At 72.3% G+C, this 24,547-nt stretch carries 25 protein-coding genes; 10 read left to right on the top strand and 15 right to left on the bottom strand.

The genetic code is table 11. From position 1 onward, the window contains the following. Window positions 1-62 precede the first annotated feature (62 nt). Window positions 63-1,349, top strand: a complete 1,287-nt coding sequence (locus tag WA788_RS04975; protein WP_335972005.1) for an MFS transporter — start codon at window positions 63-65, stop codon at window positions 1,347-1,349. A gap of 32 nt (window positions 1,350-1,381) precedes the next feature. Here WA788_RS04975 and WA788_RS04980 read toward each other — a convergent pair whose 3' ends face one another. After that, window positions 1,382-1,954, bottom strand: coding sequence for a TetR/AcrR family transcriptional regulator (locus tag WA788_RS04980; protein WP_335972007.1), 573 nt, complete (start codon window positions 1,952-1,954; stop codon window positions 1,382-1,384). A gap of 119 nt (window positions 1,955-2,073) precedes the next feature. Next, window positions 2,074-2,400 (bottom strand): hypothetical protein, encoded by a 327-nt coding sequence (locus WA788_RS04985; RefSeq protein WP_335972008.1) that lies wholly within the window; start codon window positions 2,398-2,400, stop codon window positions 2,074-2,076. A 10-nt stretch (window positions 2,401-2,410) separates the two neighbouring features. Here WA788_RS04985 and WA788_RS04990 point away from each other — a divergent pair, with 10 nt between their 5' ends. Beyond that, window positions 2,411-3,028 (top strand): LAETG motif-containing sortase-dependent surface protein, encoded by a 618-nt coding sequence (locus tag WA788_RS04990; RefSeq protein WP_335972009.1) that lies wholly within the window; start codon window positions 2,411-2,413, stop codon window positions 3,026-3,028. Window positions 3,029-3,114: 86 nt separating this feature from the next. Here WA788_RS04990 and WA788_RS04995 read toward each other — a convergent pair whose 3' ends face one another. The 5 genes from WA788_RS04995 to WA788_RS05015 form a co-directional block, all read right to left on the bottom strand. Further along, window positions 3,115-3,582 (bottom strand): hypothetical protein, encoded by a 468-nt coding sequence (locus tag WA788_RS04995; RefSeq protein WP_335972010.1) that lies wholly within the window; start codon window positions 3,580-3,582, stop codon window positions 3,115-3,117. A 102-nt stretch (window positions 3,583-3,684) separates the two neighbouring features. Next, complete coding sequence (locus tag WA788_RS05000; protein WP_335972011.1) at window positions 3,685-4,101, bottom strand: hypothetical protein; 417 nt, start codon at window positions 4,099-4,101, stop codon at window positions 3,685-3,687. Window positions 4,102-4,206: 105 nt separating this feature from the next. Next, window positions 4,207-5,820, bottom strand: coding sequence for an alpha/beta hydrolase (locus WA788_RS05005; RefSeq protein WP_335972012.1), 1,614 nt, complete (start codon window positions 5,818-5,820; stop codon window positions 4,207-4,209). Between the two features lie 35 nt (window positions 5,821-5,855). Further along, window positions 5,856-6,167: a hypothetical protein gene (locus tag WA788_RS05010; RefSeq protein ID WP_335972013.1), complete on the bottom strand. Its 312-nt coding sequence runs from the start codon at window positions 6,165-6,167 to the stop codon at window positions 5,856-5,858. Between the two features lie 104 nt (window positions 6,168-6,271). Next, window positions 6,272-8,401, bottom strand: a complete 2,130-nt coding sequence (locus WA788_RS05015; RefSeq protein ID WP_335972015.1) for an ATP-binding SpoIIE family protein phosphatase — start codon at window positions 8,399-8,401, stop codon at window positions 6,272-6,274. A 134-nt stretch (window positions 8,402-8,535) separates the two neighbouring features. Here WA788_RS05015 and aspS point away from each other — a divergent pair, with 134 nt between their 5' ends. The 4 genes from aspS (at window position 8,536) to WA788_RS05035 (ending at window position 12,610) form a co-directional block, all read left to right on the top strand. Next, window positions 8,536-10,305 carry an aspartate--tRNA ligase gene (gene aspS / locus WA788_RS05020; RefSeq protein WP_335972016.1) on the top strand — a complete coding sequence of 590 codons (1,770 nt, stop codon included), beginning with the start codon at window positions 8,536-8,538 and terminating at the stop codon, window positions 10,303-10,305. 91 nt (window positions 10,306-10,396) lie between these two features. Further along, window positions 10,397-10,948, top strand: coding sequence for a SigE family RNA polymerase sigma factor (locus WA788_RS05025; protein ID WP_435133633.1), 552 nt, complete (start codon window positions 10,397-10,399; stop codon window positions 10,946-10,948). After that, a complete protein-coding gene (locus WA788_RS05030) occupies window positions 10,938-11,711 on the top strand; it encodes a hypothetical protein (RefSeq protein ID WP_335972019.1) in 774 nt (257 codons plus the stop codon). Before WA788_RS05025 ends, WA788_RS05030 begins: the two co-directional genes overlap by 11 nt. A gap of 32 nt (window positions 11,712-11,743) precedes the next feature. After that, window positions 11,744-12,610, top strand: coding sequence for a L,D-transpeptidase family protein (locus WA788_RS05035; protein WP_335972021.1), 867 nt, complete (start codon window positions 11,744-11,746; stop codon window positions 12,608-12,610). Between the two features lie 80 nt (window positions 12,611-12,690). On the opposite strand, the gene metG is transcribed toward WA788_RS05035, so the two are convergent. After that, entirely contained in the window at window positions 12,691-14,430 is a 1,740-nt protein-coding gene (gene metG, locus WA788_RS05040) for a methionine--tRNA ligase (RefSeq protein ID WP_335972023.1), read from the bottom strand. Between the two features lie 236 nt (window positions 14,431-14,666). On the opposite strand from metG, the gene WA788_RS05045 reads away from it, so the two are divergent. After that, a complete protein-coding gene (locus WA788_RS05045) occupies window positions 14,667-14,903 on the top strand; it encodes a DUF397 domain-containing protein (protein ID WP_202234921.1) in 237 nt (78 codons plus the stop codon). A gap of 87 nt (window positions 14,904-14,990) precedes the next feature. Here the strand turns inward: WA788_RS05045 and WA788_RS05050 are convergent, their stop codons facing one another. After that, window positions 14,991-15,449, bottom strand: a complete 459-nt coding sequence (locus WA788_RS05050; protein ID WP_335972026.1) for an ATP-binding protein — start codon at window positions 15,447-15,449, stop codon at window positions 14,991-14,993. Window positions 15,450-15,651: 202 nt separating this feature from the next. Here WA788_RS05050 and WA788_RS05055 point away from each other — a divergent pair, with 202 nt between their 5' ends. Both WA788_RS05055 and WA788_RS05060 read left to right on the top strand, forming a co-directional pair. Further along, the gene (locus tag WA788_RS05055) at window positions 15,652-16,518 is read left to right on the top strand and encodes a helix-turn-helix domain-containing protein (protein WP_335972028.1); all 867 of its coding nucleotides are present in this window, start codon (window positions 15,652-15,654) and stop codon (window positions 16,516-16,518) included. A gap of 227 nt (window positions 16,519-16,745) precedes the next feature. Further along, complete coding sequence (locus WA788_RS05060; protein ID WP_335972030.1) at window positions 16,746-18,161, top strand: LCP family protein; 1,416 nt, start codon at window positions 16,746-16,748, stop codon at window positions 18,159-18,161. Window positions 18,162-18,217: 56 nt separating this feature from the next. Here the strand turns inward: WA788_RS05060 and WA788_RS05065 are convergent, their stop codons facing one another. Further along, complete coding sequence (locus tag WA788_RS05065; protein WP_335972032.1) at window positions 18,218-18,658, bottom strand: PPOX class F420-dependent oxidoreductase; 441 nt, start codon at window positions 18,656-18,658, stop codon at window positions 18,218-18,220. 36 nt (window positions 18,659-18,694) lie between these two features. Then, window positions 18,695-18,928, bottom strand: a complete 234-nt coding sequence (locus tag WA788_RS05070) for a DUF2277 domain-containing protein (RefSeq protein WP_335972034.1) — start codon at window positions 18,926-18,928, stop codon at window positions 18,695-18,697. 145 nt (window positions 18,929-19,073) lie between these two features. Between WA788_RS05070 and WA788_RS05075 the strand changes: the two genes are divergently transcribed. Next, window positions 19,074-19,493 carry an RbsD/FucU domain-containing protein gene (locus tag WA788_RS05075; protein WP_335972036.1) on the top strand — a complete coding sequence of 140 codons (420 nt, stop codon included), beginning with the start codon at window positions 19,074-19,076 and terminating at the stop codon, window positions 19,491-19,493. Window positions 19,494-19,515: 22 nt separating this feature from the next. Here WA788_RS05075 and WA788_RS05080 read toward each other — a convergent pair whose 3' ends face one another. The 4 genes from WA788_RS05080 to WA788_RS05095 all read right to left on the bottom strand — a co-directional run bounded on the left by WA788_RS05080 (window position 19,516) and on the right by WA788_RS05095 (window position 24,523). After that, window positions 19,516-21,063 carry a hypothetical protein gene (locus WA788_RS05080; protein ID WP_335972037.1) on the bottom strand — a complete coding sequence of 516 codons (1,548 nt, stop codon included), beginning with the start codon at window positions 21,061-21,063 and terminating at the stop codon, window positions 19,516-19,518. A 196-nt stretch (window positions 21,064-21,259) separates the two neighbouring features. After that, window positions 21,260-22,885, bottom strand: a complete 1,626-nt coding sequence (locus WA788_RS05085) for a sensor histidine kinase (protein ID WP_335972040.1) — start codon at window positions 22,883-22,885, stop codon at window positions 21,260-21,262. 14 nt (window positions 22,886-22,899) lie between these two features. Further along, entirely contained in the window at window positions 22,900-23,637 is a 738-nt protein-coding gene (locus tag WA788_RS05090) for a response regulator transcription factor (RefSeq protein ID WP_335972041.1), read from the bottom strand. Window positions 23,638-23,731: 94 nt separating this feature from the next. Further along, window positions 23,732-24,523 (bottom strand): hypothetical protein, encoded by a 792-nt coding sequence (locus tag WA788_RS05095; RefSeq protein WP_335972042.1) that lies wholly within the window; start codon window positions 24,521-24,523, stop codon window positions 23,732-23,734. Window positions 24,524-24,547: the final 24 nt, after the last annotated feature.

Genomic DNA, 24,547 nt, shown 5'->3' on the forward strand with positions numbered 1-24,547 from the left:
AGGACCGGTCGGGCAGGCCGAGTTGACCTTCACACTGATGTGAGGGTTTGAGCATAACCGGCATGACGACGACGCGAACGCGCATCGGCACCTCCCCGCCGCCCACCCTCCCGCTGCCCGCACTGCTCTCGCTCGCCACGGCGGTCTTCATCACCTGCCTCACCGAGGTGCTGCCCGCCGGGCTGCTGCCGGCGATGGCGCGGGACCTCGGGGTCGGTGAGTCCGCGGCCGGCCAGTCGGTGACGGTCTACGCGGTCGGTACGGCCGTCACCGCGATTCCGCTCACCACGGCGACCTCGGGGTGGCCGCGCAAACGGCTGCTGCTCGTGTCGATGGCCGGGTTCTGCGCCGCGAACACGGTGACCGCGCTGTCCGGGAGCTACCCGCTGACGATGGCGGCGCGGTTCGTCGCCGGGGTCGCGGCCGGGCTGGCGTGGGCGCTGCTCGCCGGGTACGCGCGGAGGCTGGCCCCGGCCGGGCTGGAGGGGCGGGCGATCGCCGTCGCCATGGCCGGGATTCCGGTGGCGCTGTCGGTCGGGGTGCCGGCGGCGACGTATCTGGGCAAGGCGGCGGACTGGCGGACCGCGTTCCTGGTGATGTCGGGGATCACGGTGCTGCTGCTCGGGTGGATCACGGTGGTGGTGCCGGAACGCCCCGGCGATTCACGTCAGTTGGGCGGGCCGGGCGCCCGGGAGGAGGGTGCGGGCGCCTTCCCGCTTCCGGCGGACCGCTCCCCGCTGCCCACGGACCCCACCCCGCTTCCCGCGGCACCCCACCCCCTGCTCGGCGCCGCCCGCGTCCCGGGCGTTGCCCCCGTCCTCCTCGTCACCGCCGCCTTCGTCCTCGCGCACACCCTCCTCTACACCTACGTCGCCGCATTCCTCGACGACATCGGGCTCGGCGGCCGTACCGACCTGGTGCTCCTCGTCTTCGGCGCGGCGTCCCTGCTCAGCGTGTGGGCGGTCGGCGCGCGCATCCACCGCGCGCTGCGCGCCCTCACCCTCGGCGGCGTGCTGCTCGTGGGGACGGCCGCGGCGGTCCTGGGCGCCGGCGCGCACGTACCCGCCCTCGTCTACGGCGCCGCCGCCCTGTGGGGGCTCGGCTGGGGCGGAGCGCCCTCGCTGCTCCAGACCGCCGTGGGCGAGGCGGGCGGCGAACAGGCCGACGCCGCGCAGGTGCTCCTGGTCACCCTGTGGAACGTGGCGACCGCCGCCGGCGGCATCCTCGGCGGCCTCCTTCTCGACCTCCTCGGCACCCGCGCCCTGCCCTGGACCGTCCTGGTGCTGCTCGTCCCCGCCTTCGCCACGGCCGGCGCCGCCCGCAACCACGGCTTTCCGCAACGGCGTTGACCGGGCCGGCGCCCGCGGTCACCGGCCCCGCGTCACGTCTCCGGCGTCAGGGCCCGGAACGCCGTCAGCGACTCGCCGATGACGTCGGACAGCTCGCGCGGCGCGTCGGCCTCGTCCACCCAGCGCTCGAAGGACACCCGGAAGACGCCGACGCCCGCCTCCGCGCTGAGGCTCGCGGTGGGCTCGGGCACCCCGCGCTCCCGGAGGGTGCCGGCGAGGGCCGCGGAGAGCGTGGCGAGCTTGACCAGTTCGCGTTCGCGCAGGTCGCCGTGGGCGGAGACGATCGCGTGGCGGCGCCGGGCGTGGGCGTGCGCACCGCGGAACATCTCGTGGGCCGCCGCTTGGATGCCGGCCACGACCGCGTCGAACGGCGCGGTGCCCTCGGGGGTGGCGGTGAGCGCGTCGACGACGGTGTTCTGGAGGATCGGCGAGCCGGCGAAGAGGACCTCGCGCTTGTCGGCGTAGTGCCGGAAGAAGGTCCGCTCGGTGAGGCCCGCGCGCTTGGCGATTTCCGCCACGGTGGTCTGCTCGTAGCCGCGCTCGTCGAACAGCTCCATCGCCGCCTTCCCGAGGCGACCGCGCGCGTCCGGCTCCCACCTGCTCATACTCCGATCGTACGCGGAAGCGGGGGAGCCGCGCCGGGAAGGGCGAACCCGGGTTGAACGGCCGGCGAACAGTCCGCGCGCGGCACAACGGTCCGCCGGGCCCCGGTGTCCCACAGGTGTCAGTCAAGCCAGCGCCATTCCGCGAGGACCCTGCTCATGAAGATTCGCCGTACCCTGTCGGCCGCCGCGGCCACCGCGATCGTCCCGGCCGTGCTGCTGGGCGCCACCGCGGCGCACGCCGACGCCGCGAACCCGGCGGCCACCTCCACCTCCACCTCCACGTCCACGACCGCGCCGACCTCGACGGACGCTCCGACGTCCACCTCGTCGTCCGCCCCGACCACGACCACCTCGCCCACCTCCACGGCGACCGCGTCCGCCACGCCCTCCGCCACCAGCTCGCTGAAGTCGTGCAGCAGCGGACCCTCGTCCGAGATCGCGTTCACCTTGAAGGGCGTGCCGTCCCGCATCGTGGCGGGCGACGGCTGGCACACCTTCACGCTCACTGCGACCGGCAAGAGCGACCGGGCGCTCGGCGCGATCGACGCGGCGGTCACCGCCGACAACGGTGAGGACAGCTACAACGCCGACCTGTACAAGACCTCCTACCTGGAGTTCTGGGACCCGTCCGCCGCGAAGTGGCTGAGCCTGAAGGACGAGGGCAAGGACGACATCCGCGAGACCGGCCTCGTCTACGGCTCCACCACCCTGAAGACCGCGCACGCCTCGTCCACCATGAAGTTCCGGATACGGCTCACCGCCGACTCCACCCCCGGGGACGCCTGGGTCGACGGCGGCGGCAGCTTCGTGGACACCGCGAAGAACTGCACCCGGGGCAGCACCACCGACAGCACCTTCGTCGTGGTGGCAGCCGGTACGAAGAGCGGCTCCGGCGGTACGGCCGCCTCCTCGTCGGCGGGCTCCTCCACGACCCCGGACGGCGGCACCCTCGCGGAGACGGGTTCCTCGTCCGCGACCCCGGTGATCGCGGGGGTCGGCGGCGCCGCGGTGCTCGCCGGCGCGGCCGCGGTCGGCGTCGCACGGCGCCGCAGGAAGGGCTCCGCGGCCGCCTGAGGCCGAAGCCGTACGCGTGCCCGCCCGGGCGGAGGAAGGGCCCGGGCGGGCGGGAACGGGTGGAGCCGGGCGGGGCCGCGGGGCGCCTACTCGGCCTTGTCGGTCTTCTTCGCCGCCGCCTTCTTCGCGGTACCGCTCTTCTTGGCGGCGGCGGCCTTCTGCGCCGGTACGGCCTTGGCATCGGCGGCCCCCGCCGCCCCCGCCGCCCCCGCCGCCGTGTGCGCCTTCGCCGGGACCTTCGCGGTCACCTGCGTACGGGTCCACATCGCGATCAGCACCGACGCGAGGCTCATCACGGTCGACTGCTGGTCCGCGCTCCAGTGCAGCCCGAAACCGATCGCCAACGACATACCCGCCTGGACGAGTCCGAGTATCGCCGCGTTGACACCGTCGTGGACGGTGAGCGCGACCAGCAGCCCCACGACCGCGGCCGCGAACGCGTTCACCACCGCCTGCTGCTTGTCGCTGAGATCCAGCCCGAACGCCGTGCTGAGCTTGACGATCACCGCCACGAGCGACAGCCACAGCGCGGGCTCTCTCCCGAGGATCTTCATCTACTGCTCCGTTCAAAGGAGTTGGAGAAACCCACCCGACCACACAAACCCCGGGCCGCATCCCCTACCCCCACCCGCCCCACCCGAAGCGCCCCCCAACGGCTAGGCCGTCCTCGGGTCGTGACTGGTCGTCACGCAGTCGGAGTCGACGCTGATGAACATCGCGTCATCGTCGCTGTTCACCCCGACCCCCACCCACCACGACGAGTCGGGCTCCGTCCCGCCGACCCGGGCGGTCTTCGGGTCCGGCAGGTCGAGGTCGTAGCCCTGCTTGACGAAGTGGGCTTTCGCGGCAGCCATGACGGCTGTCGACTTCTCCTCGCCGACATCCAGCTTCAGCGTGTAACGGAACTCGAAGCGGTGCTGGCCCGGGGTCTCGGTGGCGCACTTGCCCCACGTCGAGCCGCCGGCAGACGTTCCCGCCGAACCGGCCGCCCCGCGCACCGCGTCGAGCGTCTGCTGCGCGAGGGCCCGCGCCTTCTTCTCCACCGCGTCGGGCGATTCCTTGCCGTGGCTCACGCTGCCTCCGCATCCCGCCGCCGCCATGGCCAGGACGGCGATGACGGCAGCGGCGCTCTTCCTCGTTCGTTCGGTCGCCCTCATGGTTCCCATCACTGCAACACGTCACTTGAAGAAGTCGGTGACTGTGTGAACGGCGTTCTCTCCGCTGTCCTTGAGGTCGCTGCCCACATCCTTGATCTCGTGGCCCGCACTGTCCAGGTCCCCGGTCAGGAGATCTGTTCCGCTGCCGATCAGGTCGTTCTCCGCTTCCCCGAAGGAGTGCAGGGCGTCGCCCGTGTCCTCGATCGGGGCGCCCCAGTACCCGCCCACGTGATGGCCGAGGTTCTGGAGGATCGAGCCGTACGCGTCCGGTATGCCGGTCACCGGGTTCGTCAGGTCCGCGACGTTCGGAAGGACACCGGTCTTGTCCTCTTGGGGCATCGTCGTCACCTTGTCGGTCCGGCCGATCACGATGTTCGTCATGTTGTCCAAGGAAGGACCGGCGTTCCAGTACTGGCTGTGGGCGTTCTGCACGTCGGTGCCGTCACCGGAGTCGAACGTGCGGCCGCCGAACGCCGAGGATGTCGGATCGTTGCCGAAGCGGTCGGTGTGGTTGTCGAACCACTTCTCCGGGTTCAGGGAAGCGGACAGCTCCGGAATCGGGTCGAACTTGGCTTTGCTGGCCCATACATGGCTCGGGTCAAGGCCCAACTGGGCCGCCTTGTCGACGGTCACGCCCGGGGAGCCGACAAAAATGACGTCATCCGCCTTCATATGGTCATGTGCGAACGCGTCGCCTACAAGAGTGGTTCCGTAGCTGTGGCCGATCATCGTGACGTGGCTCGCACCGGTGTGGTTCGTGGCGAGCGAGTTGACGAACGCGGCCAGCTTCGGCGCGCCTGCGTCGGCGAAACTTTGGGATGCTGGACCGGGCAGGGACCAGCCTGGTGCGTCATAGCCGAGCCAGAAGATCGATGCTGTGTGCGATGTCGGTCCTTGTGCTGACTTGTAAAGCGCAAGGGCTCGGTTCACGCTACCCGAAGCGCCATCGTCCAACGTCGTCCCAGTACCGGGCACGTACACGGCTGTGTTGGCGGACGTGTCCGGATTGCCGTAGGAGACGGCGACATGTCCGTTGTCGATGTTGTCGTAGCCCAGTAGGTACATATCGGACCGGTACAGCTTGTCCTGCGGGTCGGTTAGGTGGCTCCACAGGTCCTTCAGCCGCTGCGGACAGTCCGGCTTCTGTACTTCGGCCTTGAGCCTCAGGCGGTTCAACTTGTCGGACACATCGGCGGGCAGACCCTGGAAGGCCGTGATGTCGTCCGGTGCCGCGTCGGAGTACGCCTTGAGGAAGCTGGGGTCGTCCAAGTGCTTGCGCAGGTCGTTCTTCACCAGGTTGATCGACGCCTTGTCCTTCGCCGCGACGGCTTGCTGGTACAGGGCGTAGTCGGCTGCCCCGACGGAGAACGGCTCGGGGATGTCGACTGTCGTCGCGTTGGGATGGGCCTTGCTCGCTGCGACCGCGAGTGCGTGGCGCCTGCGGAGGTCGGGCAACTGATCCTGGGTCCATGCCGCGATCGCACTCAACTTGTGCAGAGCTGAGGTGTCCAGGCCGTACTTTCCGAACTCGGATAGAAGCGACCTGCACGACCCGGCCAGGGTGCTCGCGCCGCTGTCCATCTTCTTGATCGTCGTGTTCAGCGCGACCGGGTCTATCGCCGAGATCTTCCCCATACCGCTGGTCCCCCCCCGGGGCTCGATCGGCCGGGCTACCAGCCGTGTTGGTGGTCCTGCTGCATCTGCCGAGCCTGGTTCTCGGAGACCTGGAGCGGCTCTGCCTTGAGCGCCTCTTCCACGGTGGTGCGCAGCCCGTCGGTGAGTGTGTGAATCCTGCGATTGCGGCCGGTGAGCTCGGACTTGAACGTGTCCGCAGCCGACGTCCCTATCCAGACCTTGTCGCTGCCCACATCCGATGCCGGTTTGTCGAGGGCTGAACGCATCGCCTGAAGCGTCGTGTCCATATTGGTCAGCAGAGTCTGAAGCCAAGCGCGCCGCGGATTGTCAACCATCTGTTCGGACAACGTATCCCCCCTCCCCTGGGTAGTCGTACGCTCACGCTAATCGTATGAGACTGCTGAGTGCAACGGTGGTCTTCGGGCGCGAGGGGTGAGGCGCGGCCGCGCCGTCAGGGGCGGGATTCGAAGAGGTCGAACCAGATGGACTTGCCGTCGCCGCGGGGTTCGACGCCCCAGGCGTCGGCGAGTTCCTCGATGAGGAAGAGGCCGCGGCCGGAGGACGCGAGTTCGCCGGGGGAGCGGGGGTGGGGCATGTCGTCGGAGCGGTCGGCGACCTCGACGCGGAGGCGGCGGGTGCCGGGCATGCCGATGACCTCGGCGGCGAGCACCGCGTCGTCGTCGGTGTGGACCAGGACGTTGGTGACCAGCTCGGAGACGAGCAGCACCGCGGACTCGAACTGGTCGGGCGAGGCCCAGTCGTGGAGGAGCGAGCGGATGTCCTCGCGCGCGGCGCGGATCTGCCCGGGGTCGGACTGCGCGACGGTCAGCACGGTGCGCCGTATCGGCACCGCGCACGTCGGCCCGTCGGGGTCGCGGCGCAGCAGCAGGAGGGCGATGTCGTCCTCGCGGCGGTCGGCGAGCGGCCCGGTGGTGTGGTGGGAGGCGGGGCCGTGCACGGCCCGCACCAGGGAGTCGGCGAGCTGCTCCAGGTTCTCAGCCGGCCCGGCCTCGAAGACCTCGCGCAGCCGCAGCCACCCGGTGTCCAGGTCGTGTCCGCCGGTCTCGATCAGCCCGTCGGTGCACAGCAGCAGCACCTCGCCCGGGGCCAGCACGAGCCGGCTGGTCGGGTAGTCCGTGTCGGGCTCGACGCCCAGCGGCAGGCCCCCCGCCACGTTGCGCACCATCGTGGTGCCGTCGCCGAGCCGGATCGCGGGCTCGGGGTGCCCGGCGCGGGCCATCTCCACGCTGCCGTCGGCCGGGTCGACCTCCAGGTACAGGCAGGTCGCGAACCGTACGTCCGCGGTGCCGCCGGGCCGCTCCGGGGTGGCGTCGGCGGACAGCCCGGCCAGGAACCGGGAGGTCCGGGAGAGCACGGCGTCCGGGCTGTGGCCCTCCGCGGCGTAGGCGCGCAGCGCGATCCGCAGCTGGCCCATGATCCCCGCGGCCTGTACGTCGTGCCCCTGCACGTCCCCGATGACCAGGGCGGTCCGGCCGGACGGCAGGCCGATCACGTCGTACCAGTCGCCGCCGACCTGGAGGCCCCCGCCGGTCGGGACGTACCGCGCGGCGAGGGCCATCCCGTCGATCTCGGGCTCGCGGGCGGGCAGCATGCTGCGCTGGAGCCCGTCGGACAGTGCCCGCTCGGACTCGTGCAGGCTCGCGCGGGACAGCGCCTGCGCGAGCATCCGGGCCACGGTGGTCAGCACCGACCGCTCGTCGGGGGTGAAGTCCACCCGGTCACGGAACGCGGCCATCCAGGCACCGATGGTGGACCCGGCCACGGTCAGCGGCAGGTACGCCCACGACGAGCGGCCGTACGGCCGGACGAGCGGCCAGGTCGACGGATAGCGTTCCTGGTACGACTCGGGGCTGGGCAGGTAGACCGCCTTGCCGGTGCGCACCGCGGTGACGGCGGGATACTCCGTGGTCAGCGGCATGTCCAGGACCGACGGGTCGATGATCTCCTGCCCGTGGTGGCCGATGAGCGCGAGCCGGTCGCCGGTGATCCCGAAGACGGCCAGGCCGTCGGGGGAGAACCCGGGCATGGACAAGGTGGCCGCGACCCGCAGCACCTCGGCGGTGGAGTCGGCCTCGGCGAGCGCCCGCCCGGCGTCCAGCAGGAACGCCTCGCGGGCCCGCCGCCAGCCGCCGCGCCCCTCCCGGGTGGCGGCGAGCGCGGCAGGCCTCAACCGGGGGTCCGGCCCGTTGAGGGGCACGTCGTACGGCGCTTCGTATCCCCCGACGGGCTCGCGGATCTCGTGCAGGCTGCCGCTGAGCAACGGGCCCTGCGGCCGCAGCCGGGCCCGCACGGTGCGCTCCACCCGGCCGCCCTCCTTGACCACGCGCAGCAGCGCCTCCGCCACGGTGCCCTCGGCGGCGGCCAGCGAGACCGCACCGGCCAGCGCGACGTAGTCCGCCGGGTGCAGCCGGGCCCGCACCTCCGACGACCGGTGGGTGGCGGCTCCGCCGGACAGTCCGAGCAGGCGGGCCGCACGGCCGTCGACCGCGACGGTGCCGGTCGATTCGTCCCACTGCCACAGCCCGTAGCCCGCGGCGGCGAGGACGTCCTCTGTGCGCATTTTCCCAGTTTATGGTGATCCGGAGATTATGGGCGAATAGATACCTGTGGATAGCGGGGGCAGGGGCGCCGGTAGGCTGAGCCCCACGCCTGATGTCACATCTGTCTCCACATCCCACGCCTAGGACGAAGCTGATGCACCGGTACCGGTCCCACACCTGCGGCGAGCTGCGCGCCACCGACGTCGACACCGACGTCCGCCTGTCCGGCTGGCTGCACAACCGCCGCGATCTGGGCGGCATCCTCTTCGTGGACCTGCGCGACCACTACGGCTTCACCCAGCTCGTGGTGCACCCCGGCTCCCCGGTCTACGACCGGCTCAGCGGCCAGTCGAAGGAGTCCGTGCTGCGGGTCGACGGCCGCGTGCTGGCCCGCTCGGCGGAGAACGTCAACCCCGAGCTGCCCACCGGCGAGATCGAGGTCGAGGTGACCTCCCTGGAGGTGCTCGGCGCCGCCGACCCGCTGCCGTTCCCGGTCTTCCCCGAGGACAACGCCAACGAGGAGATGCGGCTCACCAACCGCTTCCTCGACCTGCGCCGCCAGCGCATGCACCGCAACCTGATGCTGCGCACCCAGGTGATCTCCTTCCTGCGCCGCGAGATGACCGCGCTCGGCTTCAACGAGATGGCCACGCCCATCCTGTCGGCCACCTCGCCCGAGGGCGCCCGTGACTTCCTGGTGCCCTCCCGGGTGCACGCCGGGAAGTTCTACGCGCTGCCGCAGGCGCCGCAGCAGTTCAAGCAGCTGCTGATGATCTCCGGCTTCGACCGCTACTTCCAGATCGCGCCCTGCTTCCGCGACGAGGACTCCCGCGCGGACCGCTCGCCCGGCGAGTTCTACCAGCTCGACGTCGAGATGAGCTTCGTGGAGCAGGAGGACGTGTTCGGCGTCATCGAGAAGGTGATGACCGACCTGTTCACCGAGCTGGGCGGCGGCCGCACCGTCACCTCGCCCTTCCCGCGCATCCCGTTCCGCGAGTCGATGCTCAAGTACGGCAACGACAAACCCGACCTGCGCACCTCGCTCGAACTCGTCGACGTCTCCGGCATCTTCGCCGACTCCGACTTCAAGGCGTTCGCCGGCAAGCACGTCCGCGCGCTGGCCGTGCCCGACACCGCCGAGCAGCCGCGGAAGTTCTTCGACTCCCTCGGCGAGTACGCGGTCTCGCTCGGCGCGCAGGGCCTGGCGTGGGTGCGGGTCGGCGACGCGAACAAGCTCACCGGGCCGATCGCGAAGTTCCTCACCGAGGACGACACCGCCGCGCTGCTCACCGCGGTCGGCGCGAAGCCCGGCACCGCGATCTTCTTCGGCGCCGGGCAGTTCGACGAGGTCTCGAAGATCATGGGCCCGGTGCGGGTCGAAGCGGCCCGCCGCGCCGGGCAGTTCGACGAGAACGTCTTCCGGTTCTGCTGGATCGTGGACTTCCCGATGTTCGAGCGCAACGAGGACACCGGGGCGATCGAGTTCTCGCACAACCCGTTCTCCATGCCGCAGGGCGGCCTGGAGGCGCTGCGCACCAAGGACCCGCTGGACATCCTCGCCTGGCAGTACGACATCGTCTGCAACGGCATCGAGCTGTCCTCCGGCGCGATCCGGAACCACGAACCCGACGTGATGTACGCGGCGTTCGAGATCGCCGGGTACTCCCGGGAGACGGTGGAGGCGGAGTTCGGCGGGATGCTGCGGGCGTTCCACTACGGCGCGCCCCCGCACGGCGGGATCGCGCCCGGCGTCGACCGCATGGTCATGCTGCTCGCGGACGAGCCGAACATCCGGGAGACCATCGCCTTCCCGCTCAACCAGAACGCGCAGGACCTGCTGATGGGGGCGCCGTCCGAGGTGCCCGACACCCGCCTGCGCGAGCTGCACCTCCAACTGCGCAAGCCGCAGCAGCACAAGAGCTGACAGACGCTCCTCAAAAGGGGCTCGGGGAACTGGCGGTTCCCCGGGCCCCTTTTGGGCGCCCTTCCCGCGTGAGGCAACCCTTCGAGGGGGCATGCGTGTTGGAGGGGTGTGGAGAGGAAACACCTTGAGCGAACCCGGGTTCGAGGAGTGGGTGGCGGCGAGGGGCCCTCGGCTCCTCCGGGTCGCCTGGCTGCTCACGGGCGACGCCCACCTCGCGGAGGACCTGCTCCAGACGGTGCTCGCCCGCACCTGGCCGAAGTGGCACCGGATCGCGGGCGAGAACCCGGAGGCGTACGTCCGCAAGGCGCTGGTGCACACGCACGCGTCGTGGTGGCGGCGCAGATGGCGGGGCGAGGTGCCGCACGGCGAGCTGCCGGAGCGCGCGGCGGACGGCGACCCGTACGAGAGCGTGGAGTTGGAACAGGCGCTGGGCCTGGCGGTGCGGGCGCTGCCCGTACGGCAGCGGGCCGTGGTCGTGCTCAGGTACTTCGAGGACCTGACGGTGACGGAGACCGCCGAGGCGCTGGGCTGCTCGGAGGGCACCGTCAAGAGCCAGGCGTCCAAGGCGCTGCGCTCACTGCGCGCGCGCCTGCCGTCCGCGGTGTCCGTACGGGGTGGGGGAGTGGGCGGCGATGACCGATGAGGAACGCGAACTGAGCGCCCTGCTGGAGCGGGTGGTGCCGCAACTACCCGCGCCCGTCCAGCGGTTGGACGGCGTACGGGAGCGGATGCGGCGGCGCGGGAGGCGCCGGGCGGCGGTCGGCGCGTCGGCGGTCGCGGTGGCCGTGGTCGCGGCGGCCGGGCTGCTGCTGCCGTCACCGGGGGGCGGCGCCGCCCGCCCGGCGGCGTCCGGGCAGCGCGCCCAGGCCGCCGGCCCGGGGACCGCGGGCGCCCGGGCGACCGCCGGCCGCGCCACGACGGCCGCGCCCGGCCCGACCGGCACCACGCTGGCCCCGCCGCCGGTCGACCGGGTGTACGCCTACGGCGACCTGGCCGGGCTGCGGCTGACGATGCCCGCGGACTGGTACACCCTCAAGGCCGGCACGCTGTCCGAGTACGCCGCCACCCAGCAGCTCGCCGTGCCGACGAGCGGCTGCGACCACGCCCGCGACGACTTCTGCACACCCCTGGTGCGGAGATTGGACCGCGGCGGCACGCTGCTCCAGTTCCGCCTGAAGCACGACGCGGTCGCGCTGGACGAGATCCGCCGGACCGACCACGTCGTCCAGGCGGCGCCGGTGGTGACCGCGTGCCGCACCGTCGGCGGGACCACCGAACTCACCACCACGCTGCCCGGGCCCCAGGGCTCCGACGTGGTGGTCACCCTGACCGCGTGTCTGGCGGCGCCGAGCGCCGCGCAGCTGACCGAGACCCGCGACGTACTGACGTCGGCCGACCTCGCATGAGGCGGCCGCCGAGGAAAGGCCGAGACCCGATCATGTCCGTCCCCCGCAAGGACGCTTCCCCCAAGGACGCTTCCCGCAAGGCCGCTGCCCGCAGGACCGCCCGCCGTACCGGGCCCGACCGCGGGCGGGCCGTGCTGGCCGCCGTGGCCCTCGGCGCGGCCGGCGCCCTGCTCGCCGGGTGCGCCGCCGCGAGCGGCACCGGGGCGCGGCCGTCCCGGCTGGCGGAGCAGGGCGCGGTCGCGTCCCCCGTGGGCGCCGCGGCCGGGCGGGACGCGCCGCGCACCGTGCCGACGACGCCCGCCCCGGCCACGCTGCCCGGGGTCGGCCCGAAGACCCTCGCCGAGGTCCCGGCGGACGCCCGGCAGGTGGTGCTCGTCACCGGCGACGGCCACGACAAGTCGACGTCCAAGGTGCGGCTCTTCGAGCGCGACCCGGACGCCGGCTGGACCGCGGCCGGCCCGGTCTGGTCCGCGCACAACGCGCTGCACGGCTGGAGCACCGACCACCAGGCGGGCGACCTGCGCTCGCCGATCGGCGTGTTCACCCTCACCGACGCCGGCGGCCGCCTCGCCGACCCCGGCACCCGGTTCCCCTACGACCACGAACGGTCCGGCTTCAGCTCGCCGGGCACCGGCTTCGACGGCGAGTCGCTCGCGGACGCTTTCGACTACGTGATCGCCATCAACTACAACCGCAAGCCCGGCACCAGCCCGCTGGACTGGACCCGCCCGCTCGGCAGCTCCCGCGGCGGCGGCATCTGGCTGCACGTCGACCACGGCGGCCCCACCCACGGCTGCGTCTCGCTGCCGGAGTCGGTGATGAAGACCCTGCTGCGCACCCTGGACCCCGCGCAGCACCCGGTGGTGGTGATGGGCGACGCGAAGGCGCTGTCCGCCTGAGCGGGCAACGCAGTGGAAAGGCCCGCGGGCACCCCTGGCGACAGGGTGTCCGCGGGCCCTTGGGCGTTCGCCGGACCGCGCTACGCGGCCGCGTCCGGGTCACCGCCGAAGCGCTCGGTGTACCCGGCCAGATCCTCGTCGGTGATCTTCGCGAAGAGCACCGGCGGCACGGTGAACGGGGTGCCGGCCGGCAGCGTCGTCAGGGCGCCCGCCTGCTCGGGGGTGACCCAGCTCGCGGTGTCGTCCGGCAGGTCGAACGCGGCGCGCATGGCCCGCGCCGAGGCGGGGATGAAGGGCTCGGAGACGACCGCGTAGAGGTGGATGAGGTTCATCGCGGTGCGCAGGGTGAGCGCCGCGCCCTCCGGCGAGGTCTTGATCTCCAGCCAGGGCGCCTTCTCCTCCAGGTAGGAGTTGCCCGCGCTCCACAGCGCCCGCAGCGACTGGGCGGCCTTGCGGAACTGGAGGGTCTCCATGTGGCCTTCGTACTCGGCCAGCAGCGTGGTGATCTGCTCGCCGAGCTTCGCCTCCGCCGCGCCCGGGGAGCCGCCCTCCGGCACCGCGTCGCCGAACCGCTTGCGGGAGAAGGACAGCACCCGGTTGACGAAGTTGCCGAGGGTGTCGGCGAGGTCCTTGTTCACCGAGGAGGTGAACAGCTCCCAGGTGAAGGAGGTGTCGTCGGACTCCGGCGCGTTGGCCATCAGGAAGTAGCGCCAGTAGTCGGCCGGCAGGATCTCCAGCGCGGCGTCGGTGAAGATGCCGCGGCGCTGCGAGGTGGAGAACTTGCCGCCGTAGTAGTTGAGCCAGTTGAACGCCTTGACGTAGTCCACGCGCTTCCACGGCTCGCGGGTGCCCAGCTGGGTGGCCGGGAACATCACGGTGTGGAAGGGGACGTTGTCCTTGGCCATGAACTCGGTGTAGCGCACCGGGTTGTCGCCGCCGTCCGCGTCGTACCACCACGAGCGCCAGTCGCGGGTCTCGCCCTCGCCCGCGGCGTCGGCCCACTCCTTGGTGGAACCGATGTACTCGATGGGTGCGTCGAACCAGACGTAGAAGACCTTGCCCTCCGCCGCCAGCTCTGGCCAGGTGTCGGCGGGCACAGGGACCCCCCACTCGAGGTCGCGCGTGATCGAGCGGTCCTGGAGCCCTTCGGTGAGCCACTTGCGGGCGATCGAGGACGCCAGGGTCGGCCACTCCCCGCTGCTGGCGTCGATCCACGCCTCGACCTCACCGGCCAGCTTGGACTGGAGGAGGAAGAGGTGCTGGGTGTCGCGGACCTCCAGGGCGCTGCTCCCGCTGATCGCCGAGCGCGGTTCGATCAGGTCGGTCGGGTCGAGCACGCGGGTGCAGTTCTCGCACTGGTCGCCGCGCGCCTTGTCGTAGCCGCAGTGCGGGCAGGTGCCCACGATGTAGCGGTCGGGCAGGAAGCGGCCGTCGTCCAGCGAGTAGACCTGGCGGACGGTGCGTTCCTCGATGAACCCGTTCTCGTTGAGAGTGCGGGCGAAGCGCTGGGTGATGTCGCGGTTCTGCGCGGAGGAGCTGCGGCCGAAGTGGTCGAAGGACAGCTCGAAGCCGTCGTAGATGGCCTTCTGCGCGTCGTGCGCCTGGGCGCAGAAGACGTCGACGGGCAGTCCGGCTTCCTTGGCGGCGAGTTCGGCGGGGGTGCCGTGCTCGTCGGTGGCGCAGATGTACAGCACCTCGTGGCCGCGGTCGCGCAGGTACCTCGCGTACACGTCCGCCGGGAGCATGGACCCCACCATGTTGCCCAGGTGCTTGATCCCGTTGATATAGGGCAGGGCTGAGGTGATGAGGTGACGAGCCATTGCAGGCTGCTCCCAATTCGTTGCGTGGAGTGAGTTGTTCGGCTACGGAACGTCAATAGCGTATCTGACCCGAACAGGTGGTTACCGACTGTAGGCAAGCTGGTGCTCTGGGCCGGTGGCTTGGCCCAGAACATGACTGTAAGTAAGCGCACGTGCACTTGCACGTGCACATGCACGTGACTTGCCCACGAGTTATGATTCGAGTACCAGACGAGGTACAGGTGTAGGAGTCGCTGATGCGCCGGACGCACAACGGAATGGCTGCGGAGGATCTCTCGGAAGCGGTCTGGCAGAAGAGTCGGCACAGCAATGCCAATGGGACCTGCGTGGAGTTCGCCGCTCTGCCGGACGGCGAGGTGGCGGTGCGCAACTCCCGCTTCCCTGACGGGCCGGCGCTGATCTACACCCGGGCCGAGATCGAATCCATGATCATCGGTGTGAAGGCCGGGGAGTTCGACCACTTGATGCCGTAGCGGAAGCCGGTTGACGCCCTGGCGGAAGCCGGGCCGAGCTGCTATCGGCCCCGACCTCCGCCGTCGGAGGGCTGCTTCACCGCATGTTCACTGCATGCGGCTGCCGGGCACGAGGAACAGCGCCCAGACCACCTTTCCCGCACCGCCGAGCGGATGCCAGCCCCAGCTCTCGCTGAAGGACTCCACCAGGTGCAGTCCGCGGCCGGTCTCCGCCACGTAGTCCGGGTCCTTCGCGATCGGCGCGACCCCGCTGGGGTCGCGCACCGCGCACACCACCCGGGAACTCCAGCGCACCAGGCTCAGCTGCACCGGCGCACCGGGGGTGCCCAGCGGCACCGCGTACCGCAGCGCGTTGGTGACCAGCTCCGAGGCGACCAGTTCCATCGAGTCCCGCAGCAGCGGCATGTCCCAGTGCTTGAGGGTGGCGCGGGCGAAGCCCCGCGCCTCGCGCACGGACTCGGGGGCAGCCGAGAGCCCGCAGCTGGCCCCGTCACCGGCGGCGAGTCGCTCGGGCGCGAGTACGCCTTGCCATAACGGTTCCAGCACAGCTGCTGCCTCTGCCCTCATGCGAGCCCCCGAGGTATCTGCACGGACACCATGCTCATGGATCAGCACCCGGCGATGCAAGGGCGTCTGCACGTGCATCTGCAAGGAATTTATGCACGTGACGATGGAGAGTGACGGGATGGGTACTGCCCGCAGCACATAAGTGGCAGACTGCTGATGAGCTAAGGGCGGAGCGTGACCTATGAGCGCAGGGCAGCCGGGAGGCGGGTCCATCGTGCGACGAATGCTGCTCGGGGCGCAGTTGCGACGGCTGCGGGAGTCCCAGGGCATCACCCGGGAGGACGCGGGCTACTCGATCCGCGCCTCCGAGTCGAAGATCAGCCGGATGGAACTGGGACGGGTCAGTTTCAAGGAGCGGGACGTCGCCGACCTGCTGACCATGTACGGAGTGACCGAGGAGGCCGAGCGGTTGGCGATGCTGGGGCTGGTCCGGGAGGCCAACGCGGCCGGCTGGTGGCACGGGTACGGCGAGGTGATGCCGACCTGGTTCCAGACCTACGTCGGACTCGAGGAGTCGGCGGCGCTGATCCGCACCTTCGAGGTGCAGTTCGTGCACGGGCTGCTCCAGACCGAGGACTACATCAGGTCCGTGATCCGCGTCGGCTACCCCGGCGCGGCCGAGTCCTGGGTGGAAAGACGAGTCGGCCTACGCCTGGAACGGCAGAAGCTCCTCGTGTCGGAGCGGGCACCCCACTTCGTATGCGTGATGGACGAGGGCGCGCTGCGCCGGTCGTTCGGCGGTCCGAAGGTCATGCGGGATCAGGTCGGCCACATCCTCGAAGCGGCGGAGGCGTCCAACGTCGACGTGCGTATCCTGCCGTTCGCGTCCGGCGGGCACGCGGCGGGCGGCGGCGCCTTCACGCTGCTGAGCTTCCCCGAGTCCGACCTGCCCGACCTGGTCTACCTGGAGCAGCTCACCGGCGCGCTCTACGTCGACAAGCACGACGAGGTCGTGGAGTACACCAAGGCGATGGACGCGCTGGACCGGATCGCGCTGGACCCGGCCCGGTCGGTGGACTGGCTGCGCGCGTTCCAGCGCGAGGTGTGACGGCCCGAGGTCCCTCCCCGCGCGGTGAGTTGACACAGCGTCACCGTGCGGGGGACGGACCCGCGCGAACCGCCCCCTTCGGAAACCCCGGCACGTACAGTGGCAAAGCCGGGGGGCACTGTCGGGCCGCCGCGTGACGCGGGGCCCGCCGAACCGAGGGTGTGGGGATGGGCGTTCGTGGGCACGGGCCCGGGCGGAGCCGAAAACGCTGGGCCGTCGCGATCGCGGTGGCCTTTGTGCTGCTGGTCGTCGGCGGCGCCGGTGCGATCTACCTCAAGCTCGACGCGAACATCTCCACCTTCGACGCCGCCGGGCTGAGCAAGGACCGGCCCGGGGCCGAACAGGCCGACGCCGACGGCGACACCGCGCAGAACATCCTGCTGATCGGGTCCGACACCCGCGCCGGCGGCAACTCCGCGCTCGGCGGGAAGGGCAGCTCCGGCGACATCGGCCGCTCGGACACCACGATCCTGCTGCACGTCTACCCCGACCACCAGCACGCGGTGGGCGTCTCCGTCCCGCGCGACTCCCTGGTGGACATCCCGCCCTGCCTGCTGCCGAACGGCACCTGGACGGCGGAGCAGCCCAGCGCCATGTTCAACTCGGCCTTCTCGGTGGGCGACACCGCCGCCGGCAACCCCGCGTGCACCCAGAACACCGTGGAGAAACTCACCGGGATGCGGGTGGACCACACCGTCGTGGTCGACTTCGAGGGCTTCGCGGCGATGACCTCGGCGGTGCACGGCGTCGACGTCTGCGTGCCGGACGACATCTACTCCGGCGACCTCAACCCCGGCCTCGGGTACCGGGGGAAGCTGGTCCTGCACAAGGGGATGCGGAAGCTGTCCGGCCGGGACGCGCTGGACTACGTACGGATGCGGCACGGCATCGGGGACGGCTCCGACGTCGGGCGGATGCTGCGCCAGCAGGCGTTCCTGTCCGCGCTGATCGCCAAGGTCAAGGGCGAGGGGATGAACCCGGCGACGCTGCTGCCGCTGGCGAACGCCGCGACCAAGTCGCTCACCGTCGATCCGGGGCTCGGCACCGCCGCCAAGCTGATGTCCTTCGGGCTGTCGCTCAAGCACGTCGACCTGAAGAACATCCAGTTCGTCACCGCGCCCTGGCGGTACGCGGGGGCGCGGATAGACCTCGTCCACCCGGACGTGGACGAGCTGTTCGCGGCACTGCGGGCGAACCGTACGCTCGACGGCACGCACACCTCCGGGCAGACCGCCCCGACGACGGCCCCGGCGCCGGCCCCCGCGGTCGACGGCTCCGGCATCGCGGTCGCGGTCTACAACGGCACCACCACGAACGGACTGGCCGCCAGCGCGTCGGCCGAACTGGCGAAGTCCCACTTCACCGTGACCGGTACGGCCACCGCCCGTGCCCAGGACCACGCCACCACCCTCATCCAGTACGGCGCCGCCCACACCGTCCAGGCGCAATCCCTCAGCCGGCTCTTCCCCGGAGCCCGGCTGGAGCCGCTCGGCATCAGCGGGATCAACCTCGTCGTCGGCGCCGACTTCGCCAGGACCGCGACGGCGACCGCGACCCCGGCACCGGCGGCACCGGCCGCGCCCCCGACCGCCCCCAACCGCACCGCCGCCACCGACCCCTGCGCCCACCTCTCCTACGGCTGAACCCCCGCCCGGCTGATCCCTGGCGCCCGCCGTCGGCAGGTGCCGGGGGTGCTCGGTCAGTCGGCGATGCGGGCCTCGGCGGTGAGGCGGTCGATGCGGCCGCTGACGAGCAGCTCGCCGGGGACCGCGTTGCGGGCGCCGAACTCGGCGGCGCGGTCGGGGCCCATGTAGCGCCCGCCGATGCGGGTGCCCCAGTTCTGGAGGGCCATCAGGTCCTCCGAGAGTTCGGCGGTGCACTCGAAGAGGGCGAAGGAGTAGGGCGGTTCCTGGTCGTCGACGCAGAGCGCGAAGTGCGGGTCGCGCCGCAGGGCGCGGCCCTTGAGCGAGTCGCGCCCGGTCATGAAGACCACGCGGATGTCGGCCGGGTCGGTGTCGTCGAGCACGAACCACACGGGGGTGACGTGCGGCCGCCCGTTCCTGCGCTGGACGGCCAGTTTTCCGGTGCGAGTGCCGGTCGTGGCGAACTTGCGCCACTCCGCCTCGGTCATGTGCGCCATGGCGGCAGGGTAACGCCGCGGGGCCGCCCGGGCCGGTCAGCTCGCCGTCGTCGCGGCGGAGCCGCTGCCGCGGACCTCGAGGCCGGCCAGCAGGTCGGCGGTGGCCGCGGTGATCGCGGCGAGCGCGGTGTCGAAGACCTCCTGGTTGTGCGCCGCGGGGGCGCGGAACCCGGAGACCTTCCGTACGTACTGAAGGGCGGCGGCGCGGATGTCCTCGTCGTGCACCTCGGGGGCCATCGGCGGACGCAGGGTCTTGATGCTTCTGCACATGCCTCCAGTGTGCCGCGCGGGTACGACACCGGGGCGGTGGTGCCGGCCGCCGCGGCCGGTCTGCCGCACGCCGGGCCGGGCCGGTACGCTCGCGGGCGTAGAGATCCGATCTCTACGCCCGCGACGCGCGTTCGAGGAGCCGTACATGCTGCGATACCAGCTCACCCACCCGACGATTCTTGCGGCGCTGGCCTCGGCCGGGCACGGCTCGCGGGTGCTCGTCAGCGACGGCCACTACCCGCACACCACCGGCGCCCACCCGGCCGCCGCGCGCGTCTACCTCAACCTCGCGCCGGACCGGATGCTCGTCACCGAGGTGCTCGCCGCGCTCGCGGACGCGGCGCCGTTCGAGGCCGCCACCGTGATGACCCCGCCGCCCGGGCAGCCCGAACCGGAGGTCTTCGCCGAGTTCCGCGCCGCCCTGCCCGGTGTGCCGCTCGACGGCCTCGACCGGCACGCCTTCTACGACGCCGCCCGCGGCCCCGACACCGCCTTGGTGATCGCCACCGGCGACCGCCGCACCTACGCCAACCTGCTCCTGACGATCGGCGTCCGCGGAGACTGATCTGCCGCCCGGGCCCGCCCGGCTACCGCGCCGGGGGCAGGTAGGCGCGGAAGGCGCGGGCGCCGCGCGGGGTCGGCAGCGGCACCGACCGCCAGGCGCGGGCGAAGGCCGGCGGACGCCCGCCACCGGTGACCAGGTAGGCGACCGGCTGCTGCCGGGTGCGGGCCAGCAGCCCGGCCGTGTCGATACTGCGGTCCGGCCCGTCCAACTGGCGTGAGGTGCAGCCGGTGTAGAAGGAGATCGGCACCGCGGAGACGCCGCTGAGCGTGCAGGGCGCGGTGACGCCGTGCGCGTGCAGCCCGTCCGCGACGGCGCGGTACTCCTGCGTGGTGCGGTGGTTGTTGCGGGTCGCGGTGTGCAGCACACCGCCCTGGATGGCGAGATGGCCGCACAGCCCGACGGCGACCACCGCGACCGCCACCGGCCGCAGCCTCAACCGGCTTCCTTCCGCGGCGAGTTCGGCCCGGGTGACCGCCCACCACAGGAACTCCGCCACCGGCAGCGCCAGCAGCGCGTACGTCGGCAGCAGGAACCGCGGCGCCGCGTACGAGATCGTGAACAGGTACGGCAGCGCCATCGACACCGCGGTCAGCCCGGCGAGCCACACCGCCGAGCGCCGCAGCCGGGGCACCACCGCCGCGCCGCCCACCGCCAGGAACGGCAGCGCGAACCACCACAGCGACGTGTCCTTGTGCCGCCACCGCACCGTGCAGGGGCGGCACAGCGCCCGGCCGCTCAGCGACCTGACCTGGTCGTCCACCGCGAAGTGCAGCCCCATCCCGCCCTCGACCGCGCTGGAGCTGTGCAGCCGCTCGGACAGACCGCCGTAGCGGACGTACGCCTCGACCACCCACTCCGCGCAGCCCAGCACCACCCCCGCGACGAGCACCGCCAGCACCGCCGGCCGCCGCCAGCGCGGCACCGCCAGCGCCACCGCGGCCAGCGGCAGTGCCAGCCAGCCCGCGTCCGGCGGGCGCATCAGCCCGACCACGGTCACGCCCGCGGCCAGCCCGACCAGCGCGGCCCGGTCGCGGGGGTCGCGCACGGCCCGCACGAAGCAGCCCACCGCGGCGAGCGCGCCGAACGCGCTCCACAGGTTCGGCATCACCTGCGGCCCGTAGAACAGGGTGATCCACAGCCCGGCGAACAGCGCCCCGGCCAGGGCGAGCACCCGCTCGGGCAGCACCCGCCGCCACAGGTGCAGCGCGACGTACAGCCCGATGCCGGACAGCGCCGCCATCCACAGCCGCAGCGCGAGGGGGGAGTCGGTGAAGTGGGCGACGGGCGCGGCCAGGAAGGAGATGCCGCGGGCCCGCGGGGCGCTGAAGGTGGCCGCCGGAATCCGGCCGCTGACCTGGCTGGTGTAGACCGTCTCGTCCCAGCCGAGCCCGGAACCCGGCAGCACCAGGAGCAGTTGCGCGGCGACGTACACCGCGCAGACCGCCGCGATCCACCGGCTCCACCCGGCTCTCGGGCGCGGCGCCGGCGAGCGGGGCGCGGTGCCCGGCGAGCGTGCCGTGTCCGGCGCCTGCGGCGGTTCCCGGCGTGCGGCGCGGAGCGGTTCGGGCATCGGCGACCTTTCCAGCGGCGGGCGTGGCGCGGAACCCCCGGATTTGCGAGCGTAAGTGTGCAGAACGCCGAAACCGCAGTTGAACGCGCGTGTGCACAGAAAGAGCCGCCACCTGGACGGAAGGTTGCGTGCCGATATCCATCCGTGACCCGCGCCGCCCGCGGCGGAGTTCCGGCCCGGCGGGCGGGCGCGCAGGTCAGCGGGCCGAGGGCAGCCGGATGCGGAAGGTGGCGCCCTTGCCGGGCGCGGTGTCGAGTTCGACGGTGCCGCGGTGGGCGGCGACCAGCGCGGCGGCGATGGCGAGGCCGAGCCCGGCGCCGCCGCCGGTGGCGCGGGAGCGGGAGGCGTCCACCCGGTAGAAGCGCTCGAAGACGCGGGCGGCCTGCTCACGGGTCAGCCCAGGACCGGCGTCGGCGACCTCCAGGACGCCGTGGCCGTCCGCGGCGCCGACGCCGATCCGGACCGGGGTGCCCGGCGGGGTGTGGGCGACGGCGTTGCCGACGAGGTTCGCCACGACCTGGCGCAGCCGCGCCTCGTCGCCGAGCACCGGCGCCGGGCCGGGCGCGGTGTCCGCGCCGCCGGGGCCGGTGAGGGCGACCTGCCGGGTCGGGTCGAGCGCGGTGGTGTCGTGCAGCGCGTCCACCGCGAGGGTGCGCAGGTCCATCGGCGCGAGCTGGAGCGGCCGCTGCTCGTCCATCCGCACCAGCGTGAGCAGGTCCTCCACCAGCCCGCCGAGGCGTACGGCCTCGCTCTCGATCCGGGCCATGGTCCGCTTGACGTCGGCGTCGTCGGCGAGCGCGCCCATCCGGTACAGCTCGGCGAAGCCGCGGATGCCGGCCAGCGGGGTGCGCAGTTCGTGGCTGGCGTCGGCGACGAAGCGGCGCATCTGCTGCTCGGACGCGGCGCGGGCGGCGAACGCGGACTCGATCTGCGCGAGCATGCCGTTGAGCGCGGACGACAGCCGCCCGACCTCGGTGCCCGGCGACGCGACCGGCATCCGGTGCGACAGCGGGCGGCCCGCGGCGATCTCGGCCGCGGTCGCCTCGATCCGCTTCAGGGGCCGCAGCCCGGCCCGCACCGCGAACCAGCCCGCGATGCCGAGCAGCGCCACCACGACCCCGCCGATGAGCAGGAAGGCGGTGCTGAGCCGGCTGGTGGTGGAGGCGACGTCGTCGAGGGAGGAGGCCACCACGACCCCGGCGGGCGTGTCGCTGCCGCCTGCGGCGGCGACCGGCACGATCAGCACCCGCCAGTTGCCGCCGCCGTGGTCGCTGCGGACGTCGAAGGGGTGGTCGTAGCGGGCGCTGAGCCGGGCGGCGTTCATCGTGGGCCACAGCGGCTGGGGGTCGCCTGCGGCGACCGGTTGCCGGATCTGCTGGACCACGCGGCCGTCGGCGGTGGCGAAGGCGACGACGAACTGGCTGGGCAGCCAGGGGCGGTTGGCGCCGGTGCCGTCGGTGGTGCCGGTGCTGCTGTCGGCGGCGGCCGACCCGGTGCCGGTGCCTGTACCCGCGCCCGTGCTCGACTCCGTGCTGCCGTAGCCGGGGGCGCCGCGGCCGTCGGTGCCCGGGGCCGGGTAGCGCTGCGGCGGCACCCCCTCCGAGCCGAGGCGCCGCGCGAGGGGCCGGCCGTAGCGCTCGAGTTGCTGGTCCACCCGTTGCAGCAACTGCCCGCGCACCGAACCGAGCACGACCGTGTCGCTGACCGTCAGGCCCAGCAGCACCAGCACCAGCGCGAGCAGCACCAGCCGGGAGCGCAGCGGCACCGCCGCCCAGCGCAGTCCCGCCGCCCGGCGGGCCCATCCCGTCCCCGGCGATCCCATGCCCGGGCGGCCGTTCAGCCCTTGGCCGGCGCGGGGCGGCGCAGCACGTAGCCGACGCCCCGCACCGTGTGGATCAGCTTCGGCCCGCCGCCCGCCGCCGCGTCCACCTTGCGCCGCACGTAGGAGATGTACGACTCCACGATGCTCAGGTCGCCGCCGAAGTCGTACGCCCACACGTGGTCGAGGATCTGCGGCTTGGACACCACCCGGTCGGCGTTGGCCATCAGGTAGGCGAGCAGCTTGAACTCGGTGGGGGACAGCGAGATCGGGCGGCCGCCGCGCAGCACCTGGTGGCCGACCGGGTCGAGTTCGAGGTCGCCCGCGACCAGCCGCCCGTCGTCGGTGGGACCGCCGGTGCGGCGCAGTATCGCCCTGATCCGGGCGATCAGCTCCTCCAGGCTGAACGGCTTGGTGACGTAGTCGTCGCCGCCCGCGGTCAGCCCGCTGATCTTGTCGTCGACGCCGTCCTTCGCGGTGAGGAAGAGCACCGGCAGCCGGTCGGGGCCGCCGGCCCGCGGGAGCGGCCCGCTCTCCTCGCGCAGCCGCCGGACCACGGTGAAGCCGTCCATGTCCGGCAGCATCACGTCGAGGACCACCAGGTCGGGCCGTTCGCGCGTGACGGCGGCGAGCGCGTCGGCGCCGGTCGCCGCGGAGGCCACCTTGAAGCCGACGAACCGCAGGGACGCGGAGAGCAGTTCCCTGATGTTCGGTTCGTCGTCCACGACCAGCAGGCTGGCCTCGGGTGCCTCCATGGGAATCCTCCCGGCCCGGTGGGGATACGACGCAGCACGGTACGGGCCGATGCTGTGAGCCGTGCGGGCGGTGTCGGTGCGGGCGCTGCCGTGTCTAGTTGCCGCTTCCGGTGCCGGTGCCGCCGGCGTTGCCGCCGCCGAATCCCCCGAAGCCGCCGAACCCGCCGAAGCCGCTGGTGCTGCCGCCCTCGGTGACGGTGGTCGCGGTCACGTCGCCGTTGCTGCCGGTGGTGCCGAGGACGGTCACGCTCTGCCCCGCCTTGAGGTCGGAGACCTTCCCGTCCTTGGTCTCGCTGACCTTGGTGGAGTCGCCGGTGGTGACCTTCACGACGTTGCCCTGGGCGTCGGTGACGTAGAGGGTCTTGCCGTCCACGAGCTTGACCGTGCCGACCGTCACGTTCGCGCCCGCGCCGGTGCCGCCGCCCGCGGTCGTGCCGGTGCCCGCGGTGCCGCCGAAGCGGTTGCCGGTGCCGCCGGCGGCCCCGGTGCGGCCGCTCGCGGCGGTGCCGCCGCCCGCTGCCGTGAAGCCGGAACGCCCGGCCCCGGTACCGCCGTTGAGATGGTGCTTCTCCACGACGGCGCCGACGGAGAACGCGGCCGCGGCCACGATGCACGCGGACAGCGTGAGGGTCAGCCACGGCAGTTTGCGGCGCGGCGGGGCGGCCAGCTCGGCGGAGACGTCGCGGGCGTCCGGCGGCGACGCGAGGATCTCCTCCGGGCTCTCGCCGGTGCCCCCGGCGTCCGGCCCGGCAGCGGTCGCGGCTCCCGTCCCCGCCGCCGGGTCCGCGCCGGCCGGGTCGCCCGCCGGGTACGGGCTCTCCATGATCTCGATCCCCCCGGTGGCCTCGGCGTTCGCCTTGACCAGCCCGGTGCGGCGTCGCGCCATCTCGGCCCCTCTTCCTGATCCGGT

This window comes from Streptomyces sp. CA2R106, from assembly GCF_037034245.1.
GTDB lineage: Bacteria > Actinomycetota > Actinomycetes > Streptomycetales > Streptomycetaceae > Actinacidiphila.